The organism is Aquibacillus saliphilus (assembly GCF_020404745.1).
Lineage (GTDB): Bacteria > Bacillota > Bacilli > Bacillales > Amphibacillaceae > Aquibacillus > Aquibacillus saliphilus.
Genome location: NZ_JAIZAP010000001.1, coordinates 289,885 through 312,111, shown reverse-complemented (window position 1 = coordinate 312,111; position 22,227 = coordinate 289,885). Strand labels below are relative to the sequence as shown.

Below are 22,227 nucleotides of genomic sequence, written 5' to 3'. Positions count from 1 at the left end.
TAGACTTCCATTTGAAAGGGATGTGTTAAGCATTGGGTAATCCTAAAAAAGACTCCAAGCATTTTAGGCCAAGTCACCTTGGAACACAACCACTTGAAGCAGGTGGTAATAAGGGCAAACAAATGCAAATGCAAGGGGACGAAAAACCTAAAGTTATTAAAACCAAAGGTAAATAGGAGGAAGGCATATGAACCAGGATAACACAAAGCCAAATCCAGATAATAGAGGAGATAATGTTGAAAAACTCCAAAATATTGTTCAAGATACGATTGAAAATATAGAAGCTGCTCACGAAGCAATTGGGTTTTCTTCAGAGCAAGAGAAACAAACTATTAAAGAAAAAAATAAACGAAGACAAGAATCTATAGATGGTCTTCGTGAAGAAATTAAAGATGAATATCATTATCAACAAACCAAACAATAATACTAAAAAGCCTACTTAGTGGAACTAAGAAGGCTTTTTAGTATGAGCCAATAGTTTAAACTTACACATCTCGGTATGATATAGTGAAACTTCATTCAAGTAAAATGTCTAATTCAACTTTTATGCTATTTTTTGATTTTACGGACCCGATAAACTGGGATGAAAATGTAAAAAGAAGAAAGGAGAGCGGCAAGTTATGGACGATTTCGACATAAATGAATTAGAAGCAATCATAAATCAATGGACTTCTACTAGTGATAAACCGCCTCTTTATGAAGTAGAGGTTTTACGTAGGTTGGATTGGTTCTCATTCCAACAAAAACAAGCTATTTCTAAAGAAAGTTTAGCTAACTTATATTGTATGCTTGCTTTTTTTAGGTTGAAAAGGAATTTTGATGACGATCAAATTACAGAATTACTATTAAAAGAAGCTGAAAGCATCAATAAAACCCAGCCTGTCCTTTTAGAGATTAAGAACCTGAAATTATATTTCAACTTTTATTCTGATTTAGAATCAAGTGATTTTGGCGATTGGTCAATAAGAGAAACTGATTTTGATCCAGCAAAACTGAAGAAGTCTAAAGAGTTATTGAATGAAGTAGATAGACTTATTGATCATATAAAAAATGCTAAAGCTACAATAACAGATAACAAGAATAAGCTTAACGAAATATTTTTAAGTATAGAGGGTGAATTGTTATCCTTAAGCGATACTCTAAACAGTGTGATAAATTCAATTGAAAGCAGAAAATCAGATGTTAAGGTACAAGAGCTCAATCAACATGTTAAGAAAATCATTCTATTGAAAACCGATTTTTATGAACAGTTTCCTGATATTTTTAAAAAATCACTAAGAAAAGACCCTTTAGATGAACTTGATGAAATGATCGGTTTAAAAGAGATAAAAAATTATATTCATCAGTATTATCATTATTTGAAATATCAACAAGAAAGAAAAAGCCTAGGCTTTCATATGGTAGACGAACCTGGTCTTCATATGATTATCACAGGGAACCCAGGAACCGGTAAAACAACGATCGCAAGGTTATTAGCCTCAATATACTATGAGTTGGGTTTATTAGAGACAAGTGAGGTAACTGAGGTGAATCGTTCTCATCTAGTTGGCTCCTATGTTGGTCAAAGTGAAGAAAACACTTTGAATTTTGTTAGGGATTCAATTGGAGGTATATTATTTATAGATGAAGCTTATAGCTTAAAAAGAGAAGGACAGAGTGGCAATGACTATGGGCAAGCAGTTATAGACACTCTTGTTTCTAATATGACTAATAAAGACTATGCAAATCGTTTTGCCTTAATATTAGCAGGCTACCCTGAAGAAATGAGACAGTTCCTCTGGTCTAATCCTGGTCTTAGAAGCCGATTTCCAGAGCAAAACCATATATCTTTACCTGACTTTAAAATAGCTGAACTATTACAAATAGCTGAGAATACTGCCTTAAGTAATGATTACTTCTTTACTGAAGCAGCCTTACTTAAATTTGAAACTTTAGTTGAAAAATCACGAGTGGACGATACATTTGGAAATGCACGAACTGTACGAGATTTAGTTCTAAAAGCTATCTTTAAAAAAGGCGCATCAAAAACTTTATCTTCAAATGAAAATTGGTTAGAGCATATGAGAATTGACAAAAATGATTTAGATTTCATGGATAATGACAATAATGATACACAACCACTAAAACGTTTAGATCAGCTGATAGGACTTAATAATGTTAAGCAAGAAGTAATGAAACTTTCATCATTTGTTCGTGTACAGCAAAAACGTAAACAAAAAGGATTACCAGTAGTTCCGATCCAACTTCATGCAGTATTTTCGGGCAACCCGGGAACAGGAAAGACAACAATTGCAAAAATATATTCGCAAATATTAAAAGAATGTGGATTGCTGAAAAGAGGACACTTTGTTTTAGCATCTCGGAGTGACCTTGTTGCAGGATACGTTGGTCAAACAGCTATTAAAACTAAACAAAAAGTTAGAGAGTCACTTGGTGGTGTGCTATTTATTGATGAAGCATACTCACTTTATCGAGGAGAGAAAGACTTCGGTAAGGAGGCAATTGATACACTTGTTGATGAGATGACTAAACATAATGAAAACTTAGTGGTAATACTAGCCGGTTACAACGATGAAATGCAGCGATTTATCTCCAGTAATCCTGGACTTGAATCTAGATTCAAAAAATACTTTGAATTCCAAGATTATAATGAACAAGAATTATTAGAAATTACTAAATTGCATATTGAAAATTATCAGTATGAATTAGAAGATAAAGCTGGTAGTTATTTAACAAAAGTGTATAAGGAAAACAGTATTGAAGGAAATGCACGATTTGTTGTTAATTTAATTGACGAGGCTATTCAATTTCAAGCCTTGAGAATGGAGGAAACTGAATCTGATAATTTAGACTCCTATCAATTACTTAAAAAAGAAGACTTTCAAAATGCTTTGGCGAATGTAAGGGGGAATAGTACTTGAAAAAAAATAAAACACAAATAAAAGTTAGATATCAAGAAACAGATCAAATGGGAGTCGTCTATCATGCCAACTACTTAATATGGTTTGAAATAGGGAGAACAGCTTTTATCGAGGACTTAGGTTTTCAATATCATGAAATGGAGAGTGCTGGAATTGTTTCTCCTGTAGTTGATGCACATGTTTATTTTAAACAACCGATTAGATATGGTCAGAACGCTTACGTTGAAACATGGATTGAAAATTATGATGGATTAAGAACGACTTATGGTTATGAAATAACTAACGACCTAGGAAACATAGCAGTCACCGGTACAACTAAACATGTGATTGTTAAAAAAGATAGTTTTCGACCTGTTTCGTTAAGACGTTCCTTTCCCGATTGGCATCAAGCATACACGAATGCGTTAGGAGAGGATTAACATGGCTTTTGGAATTAAGAGATATGAGCTCAATTCTTGGAAACAGAGTGTCAAAAATGGTGAAATAGCTTTTTTAACACACTACTGGTTGGATTCTAGATTTCCGGATTGTACAACCGTAACAAAAGTTGGTTGTGCGGATATTGATAAACTCATTAAATGGGGAGAACAATATGGATTAAGCACTAGTTGGATCCATCAAGATAAAAACTTTCCGCATTATGATTTATTTGGAGATAGACAGAAGCAAATATTATTCAGTGAAAACCAAATCAATCAAATAAGGCGGTTTAACTTATAATTCTGGAAAATTACCTTAATAAATAAAGTTGTATAAAACATTCAGTAAGGATTATTGGGTCTTGCTGAACGAAAATTCAAATCAGCCACCTTCAAGTATTAGTGGAGGTGGCTGATTAGTGTAAATCGTTTACCACTTCTAAACAGTTAAAAAAAATCTAACCACTAGTAAATAATTGTGATCAGATCTCATAACGTTTTATAATTTATTTCTTTTTTCAGGAACTGGATCAAATCCTCCAGGATGGAATGGATGACATTTCATTATCCTTTTTATCGTTAGATAGATACCTTTGAAAAATCCAAACCGTGTAAATGATTCTAACCCATATTGAGAACAGGTGGGGTAGAACCTACATGTTGGAGGTTTAATAGGACTTATTATCTTCTGATAAAATTTTATAAGACCAATAAAAATATGTTTCATTAGTTTCTCACCTAGTCTTTTTCATTTGTTTTATCATAGGAAAGCGTTGCAATTGCATCATGTAAATGAATGGACTCTTCGTTACGGCATGACACACTAAATTTTCGAACAAAAGATAACTCATATAAGTCTGCACCAACTAGACGAACGATATCTTCTACAAATCTAGGATTTTCAAAAGCTTGCTCTGTTACCATTTTTTCATCTGGCCGCTTTAGAATAGGATGAATTCTGGCACTAGCATTACTTTCGGCAGCTTCTAATAATACTTGTTTCCAATCTATTGTACTTTCGTCAAATTCATCATCTAATTTTACGGTCATAGAAACCTGTCCACGTTGATTATGCGCGCTATACTCACTGATTTCTTTTGAACAAGGACATAATGTAGTAATAGTTCCAGATAAAGTAACTTCTATATCATATCCATTGTTCTTATCATAAGCAACTTTGAGAGTAACATCTGCGTGATTCATTCCCGCAAGTTCAGATGATGGACCTTTCCTTTCAAAGAACCAAGGAAATGAGACCTCAATTTCAGCATCATCTTGTTTTAATCGCTTCGCAAGTTCATTGGTAAACTTTTTTAACGTTTTAATGTTGATTACGAAACCAGATTGATGATAATGATGTAATTGTTCAGTAAATCGACTCATATTTGTCCCTTTACTATCTTTGTCTATGCGCGATGACAATCGGAAAGTTCCAATTGTCGTTTGTATAGTAGGTTTCAGGCTACTTTCTACTACTATTGGGTGTTTTACATTTGATATTCCAACTGCGTCTATATCAAACATAAAATCTTTCTTTGTATTCTGTAAATCCGCCATACCAGTCTTATCGATAGGCTTTACTCTTGGACCAGGCTCAACGGATCCAAACAATTTATGTCGGTCAACTTTATTTGGCAATGATTTTTTATTAGATTTAAATGTATCCATAATCTCGACTCCTTTTAGCCCTTTTTAACTATTTCAAAGTATACTCAACAAGATACTATTATTCAATTTATTTACCTCTAAATTGACGAAATAATAAATAATTTAAATTACCAGGGACCTAACGTTAGGTTAGGTCCCTGGTAATTACATCCATTTAATTTTAGGTTCAGTTTTGTCGATAATTCGTTTAATATTTGCTCTATGACGATAAAAAACAAAAACTGTTAAGATTAATCCTACGATTACCAAGCCCATTTCTTGCTGAATATATGCGACAATAACAGTTACAATTCCAGTTATCATTGACGATAGAGAAACATACTTAGTTAAGTAAAGCATAATAAAAAATGTAGCAAGTATAATAATAAACAAGAGTGGATTAACACCTAGAATAATACCACCTGAGGTTGCAACTGCTTTTCCTCCTTTGAATCTAGCAAAAATTGGATACATATGACCAACTACCGCAATTATTCCAATAATAAGTGGATTGACATTTTCTATGCCAAAGAGTAGTGGTAACTGAGTTGCTAGAGTTCCTTTTAAAATATCTGCAACTGTAACTATAAAACCTGCTTTGACCCCTAATACTCTAAAAGAATTTGTGCCTCCAAGATTACCACTGCCATGTTCTCTAATATCAATTTTGAATCCGACTTTTCCAACGATAAGTCCAAAAGGAACAGAACCAATTAAGTAAGCTATAATTGCTAATAAAAAATAATCCATATGATAACTCCTTTTATCTAAAAAAACTTGTATTGCTATTTTACCATGAAGTTTCCTTGTATTGTATAGATAACTTAAATAACTAATGGTTATGTTATATTTAAAATTAATTAAGACAGGATTAATTTTTCGAGAAACGGGTATCTAATTAATAGCTAGTAATTAAGTTAATACAAAAATATTATATATTAAATAAGTTAGTCAATTTCATGATACTGATTTTTGCCATTGTCCTCCACATGACAATGGCTGCATAAGGTATTTATGAAATCTTGCGTCAAAACTATGTCACATTATTAAAAGGAGTAATAAAAATGGCTTACGAAAATCCATCAAATCAAGAAATAAAAAGAGTATTAGAAGATGCAAAAACCATAGTTATTGTGGGGTTATCTGATCGCCCTGAGAGAACATCCTATCAAATTGCTCTAGCCCTCCAACAAGAAGGTTATAAAATTATTCCTGTTAATCCAAAGATAAACGAAACACTTGGTGAAAAAGCATATAACTCTATTTTAGATGTAAAAGAACCATTTGAAATTATAAATGTTTTCCGAAGATCGGAACATTTACCTGTGCTTGCTAAACAAGCAACAAAAACAAATGCAAAAGTTTTTTGGGCACAACAAGGTATTTTTGATAGAGACGCCCATAAACACTTAACAGAACATGATTTTACTGTGGTAATGGATATGTGCATTAAAGTTGCACATTCACTGACTATAGGTAAAATGAGGTAGTACTCACAATCCCTTTTTCGAAAGGGATTTTTTCTTTTTTAATAATTACATTTAGCGATCCGATTAGTTATTTTAAAATAAGAGGTTGCGATTTACTTGAAACAAGCTAAAATAGTAAGTATTGCTTAAACTATGACTTTACATCAACAAACGTCTGTTCTAGTATATAATATACCTATAAAACAATGACTATCCGAAAAACTTGGTGAAATCCAAGTTTTTCAACTACTATAGATAGTAAGTAATTGAATGGAAGGGGTAAACGTCGATTTGGTTAAACAAACAACAACACAGTATACTGATGACTCAATTCAAGTATTAGAAGGACTTGAAGCAGTTAGAAAAAGACCGGGGATGTATATTGGTAGTACCGACACCCGCGGGTTACATCATTTAGTATTTGAAATTGTAGATAATGCCGTAGATGAAGCGCTAGCAGGATTCGGCAATCTAATTAAAGTAACTATACATAAAGACAATAGTATATCCGTTGATGATATGGGAAGAGGTATGCCAACAGGTACACACAAAACTGGGCGGCCAACTCCCGAAGTTATTATGACAGTATTACACGCAGGAGGAAAGTTTGGACAGGGTGGCTACAAAACTAGTGGAGGTCTTCATGGTGTAGGCGCCTCAGTTGTTAATGCGTTATCAGAGTGGTTAGAAGTAACCATTCATAGAGATGGTTATAGTTATTATCTTCGCTTTGAAGAAGGTGGAGTACCTGTTACTTCCTTAGAGAAAAAAGGTCCAACAAAAAAAACTGGAACTACGATTCATTTCAAACCAGATAGTACTATATTTTCAACTACACATTATCAATTTGAAACAATAGCTGAGCGATTACGTGAAGCAGCATTCTTATTGAAGGGTTTACAAATAGACTTAATTGATAAACGCGATGATAATAAAGAATCTTATCAATATCCCGATGGTTTAAAATCATTTGTAGCTTATTTAAATGAAGAGAAGGATACCCTTCATCCAGTCGTCTCTTTTGAAGGAGAACACCAAGAAATAGAAGTGGATTTTGCTTTTCAGTTTAATGATGGATATGCTGAGAGTATGCTTTCCTTCGTTAATAACGTAAGAACAAAGGACGGTGGTACACATGAATCCGGTGCCAGAACTGCGATTACTCGTGTATTTAATGAGTACGCCCGCTCAACCAATGTACTAAAAGAAAAGGATAAAAACTTAGAAGGCAATGATATTCGGGAGGGATTCACTGCGATAGTTTCTGTTCGCATACCTGAAGAATCACTTCAATTTGAAGGACAAACAAAAGGAAAACTTGGTACTTCAGAAGCACGTTCAGCAGTTGACTCGACTGTGTCTGAAAAATTATCTTATTTCTTACAAGAAAATCCAGATGTAGCTGGAATGCTCACTAAAAAAGCAATTAGAGCTAAAGAAGCTCGTGAAGCGGCTAGAAAGGCGAGAGAAGACGCAAGATCTGGTAAAAAGAAAAAGCGTAAAGACGCCTTATTAAGTGGAAAATTAACGCCTGCTCAATCACGTAATGCAGAGAAAAACGAATTGTATTTAGTTGAGGGTGATTCAGCCGGAGGTTCTGCTAAACAAGGTCGCGATCGGAAATTTCAAGCTATTCTTCCATTGCGTGGTAAGGTAATTAATACGGAGAAAGCAAAACTTGCTGATGTATTAAAAAACGAGGAAATATCCACAATCATCCACACAATAGGTGCTGGTGTTGGTGGAGATTTCAATCTTGATGATGTCCAATATGACAAAATAATTATCATGACTGATGCTGACACTGATGGTGCACATATTCAGGTATTACTGCTAACTTTCTTTTACCGATACATGAGAGCGTTAGTAGAATCCGGAAAAGTTTATATAGCTTTACCTCCGTTATACAAAGTTTCTAAGGGAAAAGGGAAAAAAGAGAAAATTAAATATGCTTGGAATGAAGATGATATGAAAGTAGCAGTTAAAGAATTAAAAGGCGGTCATATCTTACAGAGATATAAAGGTCTCGGTGAGATGAACGCAGATCAGTTATGGGAAACAACGATGGACCCAACGACACGAACATTAATTCGAGTCAAAATTGATGATCTTGCCAGAGCTGAGCGAAGGATTACAACATTAATGGGTGATAAAGTTGAACCTCGAAGGAAATGGATTGAATCACACGTGCAATTTGGTTTAGAAGAAGAGACGAACATTATTGATAATGAAAATATTCAGAACTAAGGGGGGGAGTCTTTTTGTCACAAACAGAAAAATACTTAGACTTGCCTTTAGAAGATGTAATCGGAGATCGCTTTGGAAGGTATAGTAAATATATAATACAGGATCGTGCACTACCAGATGTAAGGGACGGACTTAAACCCGTACAAAGAAGAATAATTTACGCAATGCATGAAGAGAGAAATACGTTTGACAAACCATTTAGAAAATCTGCGAAAACAGTTGGTACAGTTATTGGTAATTATCACCCTCATGGTGACTCTTCTGTGTATGAAGCAATGGTACGATTAAGTCAAGATTGGAAAGTGCGAAATGCTTTAGTAGAAATGCATGGTAATAATGGTAGTGTTGATGGGGATCCGCCGGCTGCAATGCGGTATACAGAAGCACGACTTTCGAGTATTTCATCGGAGCTAATACGTGACATTGAAAAAGAAACAGTAGATTTCATACCAAACTTTGATGATACAATTAATGAACCGGTGGTCCTTCCTGCAAAATTTCCTAGTTTACTTGTCAATGGATCAACAGGAATTTCAGCAGGTTATGCAACAGAAATTCCTCCTCATAATTTAGCAGAGGTAATCGATGCAGTTATCAAAAAAATTGATAACCCTTCTGTAACAATAGATGAGCTTATGAGTGTGATGAAAGGTCCTGACTTTCCAACTGGTGGAACAATACAAGGTGTTGACGGGATAAAACAAGCCTACGAGACTGGCAAAGGGAAAATTGTTGTCAGGGGAAGAGCTGTAGTAGAAAAACTTCGAAGCACTAGAGAACAAATTGTAATTGATGAGATTCCGTTTGAAGTAAATAAAGCTAATTTAGTTAAGCGAATGGATGAACTGAGAATTGATCGTAAAGTTGAAGGAATCGCGGAAGTACGTGATGAAACAGATAGAACGGGATTGCGAATTGTTATTGAATTAAAAAAGGATGCCGACAGTACTGGAATCCTCAACTTTCTCTATAAAAACACAGATCTGCAAATAACTTATAATTTTAATATGGTTGCCATAAAAGACAAAACCCCAAAACTATTAAGCTTGTCTGCTATGCTTGAAGCATATATTGGTCATCAAAAAGAAGTAATTACTAGGGCTACAACTTTTGATTTAAGAAAAGCAAAAGAACGGTCACATATTTTAGAAGGTTTAATTAAAGCCATTTCCATTTTGGATGAACTAATTGCAACAATTCGCGCGTCTAAGGATAAACAAAACGCGAAACAAAGAATTAAACAAGAGTACGGGTTTACCGAAGAACAGGCGGAAGCAATTGTTAACTTACAATTATATCGTTTAACTAACACCGATATTACCTCTCTTCAAAAAGAGGCTGCTGAGTTAGAACAAAAAATTGAAGAATTAGAGTCCATTCTTAACAATGAAAGTAAATTACTAACAGTAATTAAGAATGATTTGAAAAGTTTAAAAAAGAAGTATCAAGATAAACGACGAACTATAATCGAGCAAGAAATAGAAGAATTAAAGATTAATTTAGAAGTAATGATAGCTAGTGAGGATGTACTCGTATCTGTTACTAGAGATGGATACATTAAACGAACTAGCTTAAGGTCTTATTCTGCTTCCAACGGAGAAGATTTAGCAATAAAAGAAAATGATCATCTAATTGCTTTACAAGAAATTAACACAACAGATAAGCTGTTGGTTTTCACAAATAAAGGACGGTATATTTTTGTTAATGTCCATCAGTTACCTGATATTCGCTGGAAGGACTTAGGTCAGCATATAACGAACATGGTAGCAATAGATAAAGATGAGAAAATTATCAAAGCCATCCCAATAAGAGATTTTAATACTGAAAATTATTTAGTGTTCTTCACTAAGAATGGTATGGTTAAACGGAGTGAACTTAAATTATATGAAGCCCAAAGGTATTCAAAAGCATTAGTAGCAGTTAATCTGAAAAAAGATGACTATGTTCAAAATGTTCATGTTACAGATGGTCATTCAGATATATTTATAGCCACGAATAAGGGATATGGACTATGGTATCACGAATCAGAAGTTAGTCCTGTAGGTCAACGGGCAGCAGGAGTCAAAGCCATACAGTTAAAAGACGAAGAATTTGTTGTTAATGGTGTCGTTTTCGATGATTTAACAAATAACCCAAGTCTTGTACTACTAACACAACGTGGTGCATGTAAACGGATGAAACTTAACGAGTTCGAAAAGTCATCTAGAGCCAAACGTGGCTCCGTCATGTTACGTGAATTAAAACGAAAGCCACATAGAATAGTTGGCTTTTCACTTGTCAATGAACAAGACACCTTGCAATTTGTAACAACATTAGGATCAGCGCATACAATTTATCCACTTGAACTTACTAAAAGTGATCGTTATAGTAATGGTTCATACGTGATTGATTCAGACGAGCAAGGGGAAATAAAAGAAGTATGGGAACAAGCAGTCTATACTAAGGTTTTTGGTAACGAAGATAGCTAATTTATTCAATGAATTCTTAACTCAAGTTATTAAAAACCAACAAGATAGTAGCTACTTGAATAACCTAGTGCATTAAGCTAGACCAAGGACTACAGCTACGCTTCGTATCAATAAGCATTAGGACTTGCCTAAAAGGTATCCATAAGAAACGAATTAGATAAGTTTATAACAAAAAAGTCACTTCAAATAGCTGTTGAAGTGACTTTTTTTGTTATATTGTTGATTGATAATTTATGGTGAGTAATCTCTGGACGACTCCCTATTCGAAGATTGACACCTGTTTGCCCTAATCCCTCACTAATATAAAACGGTTTATCATCATAGTAGTGCAAACCTTTAACCATATTCATCTTCATCATTTCCCTACCTAATTTAGCTAAATGATATGGTTTTGGCCAATGAATTTGACCACCATGAAAATGGCCAGCTAGTAAATAATCAAAATGATAGTTTTTCATTTTCATGACAATGTTAGGGTCATGTGTAATTACTAAATTATAACCCGTTTTTACGTTCTCGAATGACTTTACTAAGTCACTTCGTTTAGTACTCGAGTCATCAACACCAATAATATTTAGTATATCGCCATTTATATCTAAACTATCATGCTCATTCTGTAATACCTTACAACCATGTTGCTCTAATGTATGTTTCATAACAGCAAGGTCTTTTTCTCGTAAAACATAATCGTGATTTCCAAATACAACATATATTCCATGTTTTGGCTTTAATTGATTAAAAACTTTGAGATATGAAATTAACTTCGGAAAACTTCTTTTTCGGTCAAGTAAATCACCAGTAATTGTGATTAAATCTATAGAATTATCCTTTAATTGATTATATAGTTTGTCTGGTGAGATGGAGATGTTTTCAAGATGCATGTCGGAGATCTGTAACAAATTTATATGTGGTTCATTAGGTTCTATCAATTTATATTGAATATTGTTAATTATCACATCTTTAGTATTCGCATATGCTTTATAAACGAAAAAAATTAGTATAAAAATAAATAGCGATAAAATAACTGTAGTGTTCATAATATCCTCTCCCGTCGTTTATTATAATAAGTGGAAGAGGATATTGTAAGAGGTAAATTGTGGAGTATAAACCATCTCCTTTGCGCTTCCCTCTTTGATAAACTATGAGGCAGTTTTATTCAAAACACCCATTAAAAGTGATATTCTTTAATAAAAGAATTATTTAAAGGGGATATTTAAATGGATAATCGTTTGTTTCGAGATGCTATGGGCAAATTTGCAACTGGTATTACAGTTGTTACTACTGAATATAAAGGTGAAATCTATGGAATGACTGTTAATGCGTTTATGTCAATTTCACTTGATCCAAAATTAATTGCTATATCAATTGACGAAAAAGCCACCATGTACGAAAAACTTCAAGATACAAAAAACTTCGGATTAAGTATTCTTTCCGATAAACAAAAAGAATTATCAATGATTTTTGCAAGACAAAAAGAAACGGACAGTGAAATTAATTATACATTTCAAGATGGAAAGCCAGTATTAAAAAACAGTCTAGCAACTCTCTCTTGTACTGTTAAAGAAACTACTAAAGCTGGTGATCATTTAATTTTTATAGCTGAAGTTTCTGATGTTGAGTTGAACAGTGGTCAACCCATCGTATATTTTGGTGGTGAGTACCAAGAGATAAATAAAAAACTAGATTAGTTTTAATTTGTTTGAGTCACTGAATTGGACATGTTTTTTTAACGATATTAATCTCACTAATTCTTTAAGTTTGGTCCCAGATTGACGATTGATCTTTATGATAACTAGTCATTCTTCTAAGAAAAACGTATAATAGATGCTAACAATATGAAAAAAGGGGTAACTTGGTTAATGAATACATCAGTCTCAGATGCTATTAAAACAGAAAATATCGCTTCCATTTTTCAGGAGATTAAAAATGAAGACAATGAAGTATTCAAAGAAAAAACTTTAGACCTTTTTAATAAATTAGAAAAAAATGAGTTTGTGATTTGTTTTTCAGGTCACTTTTCGGCTGGAAAATCTTCATTAATAAATCGCTTATTAGGGGAGGATATTCTTCCTCAAAGTCCAATTCCAACAAGTGCTAATGTAGTAAAGTTAACTGCTGGCGAGGGCTTTGTTAGAGTTTTTTTTAATTACGAAGATCCAATAGAATACAGAGAACCTTATGATTTAGAAACAATTAAAGATTACTGTAAAGATGGAGATTCAATAAAAAGAATAGAAATCAGTAAAAAAGATACTGTTATTCCTACTAACGTATCGATACTTGATACACCAGGTATTGATTCTTCTAACGATGCCGATCGTATTATGACGGAATCATCTTTACATTTGGTTGATGCGCTTTTTTATGTAATGGATTATAATCATGTCCAATCTGAAGTGAACCTGAGTTTCCTGAAAAAAATGCAAGCTCAAAACAAACCTATATACATAGTTATTAATCAAATTGATAAACACCAAGAAGAGGAGATTGCATTTTCAGATTTTAAAACTAGTGTAACTGAAACATTACAAAACTGGGAAATATATCCTCAATCTGTATACTATACAAGTCTGATAGCTCCTCACATTCCATTAAACCAGTATGAAACGCTTCAAAAAGACCTAAGTGATTTGATGAATAGTAATCTTGATACAGTGGAACAAACTGTAGAAAATTCGATGCAGACGCTAATCAACCAACATATTGATTGGTTACAGGTATTGAACGAAGAAAAAAAAGAAATACTAAAAGAGCAGTTAGTCGATTTTAATCATAAACTAGTTGATAGTGATTCAACTCAGCAAAAGAAAGAATTAGCACGGTTAACAACTTTAGTGGCTACAGCAAAAAAAGATTTTCTTAACAGTTTAAATTCCACATTAAAAAATGCTTATATTATGCCATTTGAATTAAGAGAATTAGCTGATTCCTTTTTACGAACGCAACAACCTGGGTTTAAGTTGGGAATGTTTTCGACGAAGAAAAAGATAGAATTGGAGAAAATTAATCGATTAGATAATTTCTATAATTCTCTGATGGAGTCTGTCAAAACTAATATTGAATGGAAGCTTCGAGACAAACTGTTAGAATTAACAAAAAAATACAGTTTAAATGACTCGGAATATTCGAATCGGATTCATTCGTTATCAATAACCTACTCAAAGTGGCGTTTGAAAGAAATTATTAAAACGGGCGCCATATTTACTGGTGAATACCTTCTAATTTACACAGAGGATGTATCTAAGGATATAAAAAGTGAATTTAAACACGAATGTTTGTTGATATGGGATTCTGTACAGAGTAGCCTGGAAAGGGAAACCAACGATAACATCTCAGCTATAAACATAGATTTAGCTAATAGAGAAAAAGTAGAAAAAATAAAAAGCGAACTTCATCAAGTGGATAATGATCTAGAAACCAAAAAGAGAAATTTGCAAAACCTACTCATTTATAAGCAAAGCTCAGACAAAGTAAATGTTACAGATGTAAAAAAAGAGATAGAACTTAGAAAAGAATTAGTAAAGATAAACCATAAAAAGATGGAATATGCAGATCAACGGATAGAAACACCTGAGATAGTAAAGGAAAACGATAATTCTAAGAATAAAAACAGGAATGCACCTATGATGAATACAATTAATAACATTACCGATACCATAGCTACAATAAAAAATATTCCAGGATTTAAGGTTATTGAACAAGACCTTGCTCAAAAGAGAGAGAAGTTAGTGAATAAGGATTATACAATAGCACTTTTTGGGGCATTTAGTGCTGGAAAATCATCCTTTGCAAATGCCTTGATTGGTGAGAAAGTGTTACCTGTCTCACCAAACCCTACAACAGCTGCAATTAATAAGATTAGTCCTATTGATGAAGATCATAAACACGGAACAGTAATTGTCAAAGTTAAAAGTCAAGAAAGATTATTATTAGATATCTCTGCAATTGCTGATGAGACAATTACTAGTAAAAAAACACTTAATGAATATTTAGAAGGCTTTAAACAAGAAAAAGATCAGCAGCAATTAGACCATAAATATCACTCTTTTTTAAGTGCACTAGCCGATGGATACCAAAAAATGTCGAGTGATTTAGGTGGACAAATATCGATTCGTTTAGAACAATTTTCAGACTTCGTTGCCAAAGAACATCTTGCTTGTTATGTAGAATGGCTGGAACTCTTCTATGACTGTCCATTGACTATAAAAGGTATTACTTTAGTTGATACACCTGGAGCCGACTCAATCAATGCTAGACATACTGATGTCTCGTTTAATTACATTAAGAATGCTGATGCTATTTTATTTGTAACCTATTACAACCATGCTTTCTCGAAAGCAGATAGAGAATTTTTGGTGCAATTAGGAAGAGTAAAAGATGCTTTTAGTCTTGATAAAATGTTTTTTGTTGTCAATGCAGCAGATTTAGCTAAAGACAAGACCGAATTACAGATGGTAACGAATTATGTTACAAATCAGTTAAGTGATTTTGGTATTCGTCACCCAAGGATGTATCCAATCTCGAGTAAGCAAGCACTTATAGAGAAAAGTAATTCCAAACAGGATGTTAATTCGGGCTTAAAGCCGTTTGAAGATGATTTCTATCATTTTATTCGTGATGAGCTTATGGCATTACTAATCGCCTCAGCAGAAAATGATATGATAAGAGCTAAGAAACTCTTAAAAAGTTACTTGAAAGCTGCTTATTTAGATAATGACGAAAAGGAATTAATGTATAAAGAATATGAGAAGCAACAACTACATGTAATTGAAAAAATCGATAACTTAAATGACAAACCATATCAAAAGGAAGTTGAACAAAAAATTGATAAACAAGTGTTTTATGTTAATCATCGTTTATCAATCCAATTTTCTGATTACTACAAACATTCATTTAATCCGTCCACTATTAAAAACAAAACGGATTTAGAACATTGTTTGCAACAGCTAATTAAAGACGTTGGATATGAACTCGCTCAGGAATTACGAGCAGTATCACTTAGAATTGAACTATTTATTAATCAAAAAGCAACTGAGTTTAATCAAACTCTATCAACAAAATCTAGCGAAACAGACAAAGAGTTAACTTTATCTGAATTTCAGCAATATACATTTGAAACACCTATATTTGAATCTGCTTTTTTAAATCTCGATACATCTGTCTTCTACAAAGCCTTAGCAATATTCAAAAACACAAAATCTTTTTTTGAAAAAAATGAAAAAGAAGCAATGAAAGATGAAATTTTCAATATACTTTCACCATATGTCCAGTCATATTTATCCAGTCAAAAAGAGAAAATTATTCTGACATATAAACAACAATGGGAAAGATTAACTGACGATATTAGAACGAGTGCTAGACTAAGTATTAATCAGTACTACGATGGATTGACACATTCATTATCAAATAAAGTTAATATGGAAGAATTACAGGCAGCTGTTTCAAAGCTAGAGGATTTAAGCAGTGATTTAAATACCTAGTCTTGATTAAAGAACAAAAACGCAGGCGCCTTCGAAATAAGAAAGCACTTGTTCTTTCGAAAATTATTCTGAGTTGCCTTCGTTAGTGCTCACCCTGGGCAATAAGACAAACCTCTGCGCCCTAGGTTCTTTACAGGGCATAGAGGATTGACTAAAGACCTAAAGGCGGGAAGGGCGTCGGAGCTGGACACGGCTGACTTAGTAATTAATTACCTACAGCAGTCCATTTTGTGAATTCCTAACTCCAAAAAGGCACAAGTAGTCAACCTAACAGGATTGACTACTTGTGCCTTTTTATTTGAATAAATCTACACTGTGACCTTTTATCGTAGATGCCTAGGCAAACTACTACTAGTCAGTAGAAGGTTAAATCCTCTTGCGATGTGATTTGAAGCATGGCTATCTGAACCGAACACAAGTGGAATGCTAAGTTGGTTTGCAAGCATCATTATCTCTTGACTAGGGTAACTAGAACCACAATATTCTTTAAATAAACCAGCTGTGTTAGCATCTAACTCAAATTTATTGTCTTTGATTATATTTAGAATAGCGCTAATTTCATTTTCATAGACGGCATCTGGTTTATACTCTTTTGAAAATTTTTCAATTAATGTAATGTGTCCAATACGAATTGGTTTGTATTTCCCTAAATCGGAAGATAGTGCTTTTTCCAAGGTGCGATAATAACAATTATAAACAGCATCAACGGAACCAAAAAGGTTTATTATTCGCTCAAACTCTTCAACACTAAAATCGATACACACATATTCTCCATTTGGATCTTTTAACATGTGTACTGATAATATGGCATCATCTAATTGATCACCATACTGATTTAATAACTCCTTGGTATCTTGCTCGAATCCTTCGATATAATCTACTTCAAACCCGACATTAATTATTAATTTATTTTTATAAAGACTTTTTAGTCGATTAGCCTCACTAAGGTAATTATCAATATCTTCCCACCGCATTGCGCTATCTTTCTCTGGGGTAGGGTCGATAAAGTTTTTTGGTAGGGGTGCATGTTCTGTAAATGTTAAATACTCTAACCCCTTGTCAATAGCTGCTAATACATAGGATTCCATTGAATCAGTCGTTCCGTGGGGACAAAAATTTGTATGTACATGGAAATCTCCGATTGACTTCATTAGATATTCTCCTTTCTATATAATATGATAGTCTTAATCTAATTAAATAGAAAGTAAGATGTTGACTTAAAAGATAATTTTGTGTTAAATTTACTACATACATAAACGCTTTACCTAAGTAAAGTGGTAGCGCGATAAAGAAACTAATAGTCGGGAAGTGAAGAAATGTTTTTACCTACAGGAAGTCAAGATGAGATAGGAAAACCAATTGATAATCGCTCCAGAGCATTTGAATTATTTCAAAGAGTCACTTTTACAAGAAATTACAAACAAATTTCTACTCCAGTAGTTGAATATGCAAATACTTTCACAAATAAACATGCAGGAATGGAACTTAGCAATATGTTGAAATGGTTCAATCGTGAAGGAGAAATTGAGGTTCTTCGCCCTGACTGGACAACAGCAGTTGCCCGTGCATTGGTTAATCAACACCCATCTCAATTAAAATGGGCTTACCAAGGCTCCGTATTTAGAAGTGATAAGGACGGAATTGAAAGTAGGCAAGCTGGAATCGAAATCGTTCATACTCCGTCGTTCCTAGGAGAAAGCGAATGTCTCCTTACAGCAGTAAATTATTTAAACGAACTACAAATAAATAATTATTTATTTGAGTTGGGTCATACTGGGATATTTGATGAGCTAACAGCGCCACTCAAGTTAAATGAAGATCAACTAGAAAATTTGAGAAAAGCTATGCACGATAAGCGAAGAGATGAAGTATATCAAATTGCTTCTGATAATAAAGTTATTGCTGAACAACTATCCGACTTAGTCGATGCTTATGGTTCATTCGATGTTATAGAAACTTATGAAAGGCACTGGGAAAACAATAATCGACTTTTAAAAATTTTGAAGCACATAAAGCAACTAGCTACTTTATTAAAAGAATCAGGTGTAGAGGAAGTACTTGTTGATTTAGGAAGAGTTAAAAATCTACCTTATTACTGTGGAACGATGTTTAGAGGATTTCTTAAGGAAACAGGAGAAACGTTCTTTTCAGGGGGGCGTTATGATAAACTCTACGAACAATTTAATGAAAGTATTTCTGCAGTTGGTTTAGCATTTGATGTAGATGTATTGTCGGAAAATTTAGAAACACATGATAGTTCAAAAAGGATATGTATTCTTGCTTCAGAGGATTCTCATGTATATGCGGAAAAAATACGACAAAACTACTCCAACTCAGTTGTCGATATACAATACCAACTTAACGGTAGTGAACAGTTTGATAAAGTGTTACAGGTAGTGAAAGATGAAAATAATAATTACAAGGTGGTTGAAAAATGAAACCGTGCATTGCGTTAACAAAAGGTAGACTTGAAACACAATTTATAGAATTTTTTCAATCACTGTCGTATGATGTTGAACCCTTAATTAATAAAGGGAGAAAACTACGGGTTGAAACAGATGAATTTCAGTTTGTATTTGCTAAAGGAGTCGACGTTACTACTTATGTCGAACATGGTATAGCTGATTTAGGCATTGTGGGTGAAGATATTCTTTCAGAATTTCAACCCGATGTATATAGTCTTCTTCCATTACCATTCGGCAACTGTCGAATGGCACTAGCAACAGAGAAGGGAAAAGATTGGCCAGCCAGGAAACGACGGATAGCTAGTAAATATCCAAACATAACAAAAGAGTTTTTCCGTAAAAAGGGAGAGTCTGTTGATATATTTAAGTTGGAAGGATCCGTTGAACTTGCACCAATTTTAGGATTAGCTGACGGCATTGTAGATATAGTTGAAACCGGAAACACCTTAAAAGAAAATGGTTTGATAGTCAAAGAAGAGTTTTTCGAATTTAGTGCCCGTTGCATCGCGAACCGTTCTTCTTTAAAAATTAAACGAGAATTATTAGCGCCAGTTATCCGGTCGTTTCAGAAAGGGGAAGTAGTCCGATGATTGACAAATATTCAGCTGGTTCGTTCACAGAAAACTTCCTACCTAAAAAGAAGGATAACCAAGTCAACAATGAAATTCTCGAAATAGCTAAGAATGTAATAGCAGACATCCGCGCTAATGGTGAGGACGCATTAAAAAAGTATGTTAAAAAATATGATGGCCTTGTTCCTGACAACTGGGAAGTAACAAACGAGGAACGTTTAGAAGCTTGGAATCAAGTGCCTCGTGAAACAATTGATTCTTTAAAAAAAGCTGCCGACAACATTCGGAAGTTTCATAGTAAACAGCTGCAGTCCTCACGTTTTATGGATGTTAATGAACAAGTTGTCTCTGGACAAATATATCGACCAATTGAACACGTCGGTATTTATGTACCTGGTGGCACTGCAAGCTATCCATCTTCTGTTTTGATGAATGCAATACCAGCGGTGTTAGCTGGGGTTGAGCAAGTTATTATGGTAACTCCTGCTCGTAATGGACAGAACATTGCACCAATTTTATCTGTTGCAGCAGATATTGCTGGGGTAACAAAAATTTATAAACTAGGTGGAATCCAAGCAATCGCCGCTATTGCGTATGGTACTGAAACAATACCATCTGTCGATAAAATAGTCGGACCTGGTAATGCCTATGTTGCAGCAGCAAAATCGTTAGTATTTGGTGATGTTGGTATTGATATGATTGCCGGTCCATCTGAAGTGGCAATTATTGCCGATGAATCTGCCAAACCAGAATTTGTAGCAGCGGATTTAATTGCACAAGCGGAACATGACGAGAATGCAAGGGCATTTTTGTTTACTACCTCCGAAAAACTTATTAACCAAACAAGTGAAGAACTTGAAAAACAGTGTGCTGATCTGCCTAGAAGAAAAATAGCTGAAACTTCATTAAAAACAAATGGTGCAGCTGTATTAGTAAATAATACAGATATCGCTTTTGACCTTGTTAATAAATTAGCACCAGAGCATTTAGAGATACAATTAGAGAACGCAATTAGTTACTTAGGAAAAGTTAAAAATGCCGGTTCTGTATTTCTAGGTAATTACACTCCGGAGGCATTGGGTGATTATTTTGCAGGTCCCAATCATGTATTGCCAACATCTGGTACCGCCAGATTTTCTTCAGGATTGTCCGTTGATGATTTTTTGAAAAAGACGACATTCCTATACTACTCAGAGAACGCTCTAAAAGACGCTTCGTCTCATGTTGTTAACATTGCTACTGCAGAGCAATTAGATGGGCATGCAAGGGCTGTTCAAAAAAGAGTCATAAATAATAATTAAACTATCCTTTAATAAATGGAGTGAAAATAATGAGAAGTGCCAATAAGGTTAGAAAAACAAATGAAACATCAATTGAAGTCTCATGTAATTTAGACAATGGAGAGGAAGTTACCATCGATACTGGCGTTGGTTTTTTTGATCATATGTTAGAATTACTTGCTAGACACGGTAGAATTGGCCTAACTGTTAAAGCAGATGGTGACTTACACATTGATAGCCACCATACCGTTGAGGATGTTGGTATTGTTTTAGGGCAAGTTCTAAAAGAAGCATTAGGTGACAAGAATCAGATTACTAGATATGGCTCTGCATATGTACCGATGGATGAGACTTTAGGCTTTGTCGCCCTTGATATTAGCGGACGTCCATTTTTAGCATTTGATGCCACATTCACAAATCAAAAATTAGGGAACTTTGATACAGAACTTGTGAGGGAGTTCCTTCAAGCTTTTGCTTTTCAGTCAGGTATTACGTTACACGCAAGAGTACTGTATGGTGAAAATACACATCACAAAATTGAATCCTTATTCAAAGCACTTGGTCGCTCGCTAGCCGAAGCAATAAAGGTTAACTCTGATATTAAAGGGGTAAACTCAACAAAGGGGTTAATTGAATGATAGCAATCGTTGATTATGGAATGGGGAATGTTGCTAGTGTTTCAACTGCTTTTAAACGGTTAGGTCATGATGTTCTGTTAACAGATAATGCTGATGAATTAGAACAAGCTTCACATATCATCTTACCAGGAGTGGGCTCTTTTCAGGCAGCTGTTGAAGAAATAGATAAAAGATCTCTTAGAAACCCGTTACAACACTTAGCAAAAGAAAAGCCGTTTTTAGGTATATGTTTAGGTATGCAGTTGCTATTTACTGAAGGTTATGAAGGTGGAGTTTCAAGCGGATTAGATATCATTCCAGGTACTGTAGAAAAAATAGAAACTGACTATTTATTGCCGCATATCGGCTGGAATGCACTTAATATAAAAACAGGGAATAAAGCGTTTAAACCATTTCAAGATCAACACGTCTATTTTGTCCACTCATTCGAGGCTAGAACTGATTCGAGTAATCTGGTTGCTTCAGCAGAGTATGGAACAGAAATACCTGCAATCGTAAAAAGAGATAATGTACTCGGAATACAATTTCATCCGGAAAAGAGTGGTGAAGTTGGTGTAGAAATATTAAAAGCTTTCCTTCAATCTAATTAAAAGTTAGCTTCCTATCACCTAACATACCTTA

20 protein-coding genes are annotated in these 22,227 nt (G+C 34.1%); 15 read left to right on the top strand and 5 right to left on the bottom strand.

The genetic code is table 11. From position 1 onward, the window contains the following. The first annotated feature begins 32 nt into the window (after positions 1–32). From LD272_RS01675 to LD272_RS01655, 5 genes are all read left to right on the top strand, one after another. On the top strand, positions 33–176 hold the full coding sequence (locus tag LD272_RS01675; protein WP_226034845.1) for an acid-soluble spore protein N: 144 nt from the start codon (positions 33–35) through the stop codon (positions 174–176). Positions 177–187: 11 nt separating this feature from the next. After that, complete coding sequence (gene tlp, locus LD272_RS01670; RefSeq protein ID WP_226034844.1) at positions 188–424, top strand: small acid-soluble spore protein Tlp; 237 nt, start codon at positions 188–190, stop codon at positions 422–424. 196 nt (positions 425–620) lie between these two features. Continuing rightward, entirely contained in the window at positions 621–2,921 is a 2,301-nt protein-coding gene (locus tag LD272_RS01665) for an AAA family ATPase (protein ID WP_226034843.1), read from the top strand. Continuing rightward, on the top strand, positions 2,918–3,340 hold the full coding sequence (locus LD272_RS01660; protein WP_226034842.1) for an acyl-CoA thioesterase: 423 nt from the start codon (positions 2,918–2,920) through the stop codon (positions 3,338–3,340). The genes LD272_RS01665 and LD272_RS01660 overlap by 4 nt, the downstream gene beginning before the upstream one ends. 1 nt (position 3,341) lies before the next feature. Next, on the top strand, positions 3,342–3,641 hold the full coding sequence (locus tag LD272_RS01655) for a hypothetical protein (protein ID WP_226034841.1): 300 nt from the start codon (positions 3,342–3,344) through the stop codon (positions 3,639–3,641). A gap of 198 nt (positions 3,642–3,839) precedes the next feature. Here LD272_RS01655 and yidD read toward each other — a convergent pair whose 3' ends face one another. The 3 genes from yidD to plsY all read right to left on the bottom strand — a co-directional run bounded on the left by yidD (position 3,840) and on the right by plsY (position 5,737). After that, a complete protein-coding gene (yidD, locus tag LD272_RS01650; protein WP_226034840.1) occupies positions 3,840–4,067 on the bottom strand; it encodes a membrane protein insertion efficiency factor YidD in 228 nt (75 codons plus the stop codon). 11 nt (positions 4,068–4,078) lie between these two features. Continuing rightward, complete coding sequence (gene folE2 / locus LD272_RS01645; protein WP_226034839.1) at positions 4,079–5,008, bottom strand: GTP cyclohydrolase FolE2; 930 nt, start codon at positions 5,006–5,008, stop codon at positions 4,079–4,081. A 144-nt stretch (positions 5,009–5,152) separates the two neighbouring features. After that, on the bottom strand, positions 5,153–5,737 hold the full coding sequence (gene plsY / locus LD272_RS01640) for a glycerol-3-phosphate 1-O-acyltransferase PlsY (protein ID WP_226034838.1): 585 nt from the start codon (positions 5,735–5,737) through the stop codon (positions 5,153–5,155). Positions 5,738–6,051: 314 nt separating this feature from the next. On the opposite strand from plsY, the gene LD272_RS01635 reads away from it, so the two are divergent. The 3 genes from LD272_RS01635 (at position 6,052) to parC (ending at position 11,171) form a co-directional block, all read left to right on the top strand. Further along, a complete protein-coding gene (locus LD272_RS01635; RefSeq protein WP_226034837.1) occupies positions 6,052–6,477 on the top strand; it encodes a CoA-binding protein in 426 nt (141 codons plus the stop codon). A 270-nt stretch (positions 6,478–6,747) separates the two neighbouring features. After that, a complete protein-coding gene (gene parE / locus LD272_RS01630; protein WP_226034836.1) occupies positions 6,748–8,703 on the top strand; it encodes a DNA topoisomerase IV subunit B in 1,956 nt (651 codons plus the stop codon). Between the two features lie 14 nt (positions 8,704–8,717). Then, positions 8,718–11,171, top strand: a complete 2,454-nt coding sequence (parC, locus tag LD272_RS01625) for a DNA topoisomerase IV subunit A (protein WP_226034835.1) — start codon at positions 8,718–8,720, stop codon at positions 11,169–11,171. 182 nt (positions 11,172–11,353) lie between these two features. Here the strand turns inward: parC and LD272_RS01620 are convergent, their stop codons facing one another. Next, complete coding sequence (locus LD272_RS01620) at positions 11,354–12,208, bottom strand: metallophosphoesterase (RefSeq protein ID WP_226034834.1); 855 nt, start codon at positions 12,206–12,208, stop codon at positions 11,354–11,356. Between the two features lie 180 nt (positions 12,209–12,388). Here LD272_RS01620 and LD272_RS01615 point away from each other — a divergent pair, with 180 nt between their 5' ends. Further along, positions 12,389–12,859, top strand: coding sequence for a flavin reductase family protein (locus tag LD272_RS01615; protein WP_226034833.1), 471 nt, complete (start codon positions 12,389–12,391; stop codon positions 12,857–12,859). Between the two features lie 171 nt (positions 12,860–13,030). Continuing rightward, on the top strand, positions 13,031–16,651 hold the full coding sequence (locus tag LD272_RS01610; RefSeq protein WP_226034832.1) for a dynamin family protein: 3,621 nt from the start codon (positions 13,031–13,033) through the stop codon (positions 16,649–16,651). A gap of 323 nt (positions 16,652–16,974) precedes the next feature. Here the strand turns inward: LD272_RS01610 and hisJ are convergent, their stop codons facing one another. Then, complete coding sequence (hisJ, locus tag LD272_RS01605; RefSeq protein WP_226034831.1) at positions 16,975–17,802, bottom strand: histidinol-phosphatase HisJ; 828 nt, start codon at positions 17,800–17,802, stop codon at positions 16,975–16,977. 165 nt (positions 17,803–17,967) lie between these two features. Between hisJ and LD272_RS01600 the strand changes: the two genes are divergently transcribed. The 5 genes from LD272_RS01600 to hisH are packed head-to-tail and all read left to right on the top strand — an operon-like array spanning position 17,968 to position 22,196. Beyond that, positions 17,968–19,089, top strand: coding sequence for an ATP phosphoribosyltransferase regulatory subunit (locus tag LD272_RS01600; RefSeq protein WP_226034830.1), 1,122 nt, complete (start codon positions 17,968–17,970; stop codon positions 19,087–19,089). Then, positions 19,086–19,706 carry an ATP phosphoribosyltransferase gene (gene hisG / locus LD272_RS01595; protein WP_226034829.1) on the top strand — a complete coding sequence of 207 codons (621 nt, stop codon included), beginning with the start codon at positions 19,086–19,088 and terminating at the stop codon, positions 19,704–19,706. The genes LD272_RS01600 and hisG overlap by 4 nt, the downstream gene beginning before the upstream one ends. Further along, complete coding sequence (gene hisD, locus LD272_RS01590; RefSeq protein WP_226034828.1) at positions 19,703–20,989, top strand: histidinol dehydrogenase; 1,287 nt, start codon at positions 19,703–19,705, stop codon at positions 20,987–20,989. The genes hisG and hisD overlap by 4 nt, the downstream gene beginning before the upstream one ends. Before the next feature lie 29 nt (positions 20,990–21,018). Next, on the top strand, positions 21,019–21,606 hold the full coding sequence (hisB, locus tag LD272_RS01585) for an imidazoleglycerol-phosphate dehydratase HisB (RefSeq protein WP_226034827.1): 588 nt from the start codon (positions 21,019–21,021) through the stop codon (positions 21,604–21,606). Next, on the top strand, positions 21,603–22,196 hold the full coding sequence (hisH, locus tag LD272_RS01580; protein ID WP_226034826.1) for an imidazole glycerol phosphate synthase subunit HisH: 594 nt from the start codon (positions 21,603–21,605) through the stop codon (positions 22,194–22,196). Before hisB ends, hisH begins: the two co-directional genes overlap by 4 nt. The last annotated feature ends 31 nt before the right edge of the window (positions 22,197–22,227 follow it).

Bases quoted from the DNA above. Each gene is read 5' to 3' on its own strand.
- LD272_RS01665 (WP_226034843.1), top strand. From the start codon at position 621: ATGGACGATTTCGACATAAATGAATTAGAAGCAATCATAAATCAATGG.
- LD272_RS01635 (WP_226034837.1), top strand. From the start codon at position 6,052: ATGGCTTACGAAAATCCATCAAATCAAGAAATAAAAAGAGTATTAGAA.
- hisD (WP_226034828.1), top strand. From the start codon at position 19,703: ATGATTGACAAATATTCAGCTGGTTCGTTCACAGAAAACTTCCTACCT.
- LD272_RS01610 (WP_226034832.1), top strand. From the start codon at position 13,031: ATGAATACATCAGTCTCAGATGCTATTAAAACAGAAAATATCGCTTCC.
- hisJ (WP_226034831.1), bottom strand. From the start codon at position 17,802: ATGAAGTCAATCGGAGATTTCCATGTACATACAAATTTTTGTCCCCAC.
- yidD (WP_226034840.1), bottom strand. From the start codon at position 4,067: ATGAAACATATTTTTATTGGTCTTATAAAATTTTATCAGAAGATAATA.
- hisH (WP_226034826.1), top strand. From the start codon at position 21,603: ATGATAGCAATCGTTGATTATGGAATGGGGAATGTTGCTAGTGTTTCA.
- LD272_RS01655 (WP_226034841.1), top strand. From the start codon at position 3,342: ATGGCTTTTGGAATTAAGAGATATGAGCTCAATTCTTGGAAACAGAGT.
- tlp (WP_226034844.1), top strand. From the start codon at position 188: ATGAACCAGGATAACACAAAGCCAAATCCAGATAATAGAGGAGATAAT.
- hisG (WP_226034829.1), top strand. From the start codon at position 19,086: ATGAAACCGTGCATTGCGTTAACAAAAGGTAGACTTGAAACACAATTT.
- folE2 (WP_226034839.1), bottom strand. From the start codon at position 5,008: ATGGATACATTTAAATCTAATAAAAAATCATTGCCAAATAAAGTTGAC.
- LD272_RS01600 (WP_226034830.1), top strand. From the start codon at position 17,968: ATGTTTTTACCTACAGGAAGTCAAGATGAGATAGGAAAACCAATTGAT.
- plsY (WP_226034838.1), bottom strand. From the start codon at position 5,737: ATGGATTATTTTTTATTAGCAATTATAGCTTACTTAATTGGTTCTGTT.
- hisB (WP_226034827.1), top strand. From the start codon at position 21,019: ATGAGAAGTGCCAATAAGGTTAGAAAAACAAATGAAACATCAATTGAA.
- LD272_RS01620 (WP_226034834.1), bottom strand. From the start codon at position 12,208: ATGAACACTACAGTTATTTTATCGCTATTTATTTTTATACTAATTTTT.
- LD272_RS01615 (WP_226034833.1), top strand. From the start codon at position 12,389: ATGGATAATCGTTTGTTTCGAGATGCTATGGGCAAATTTGCAACTGGT.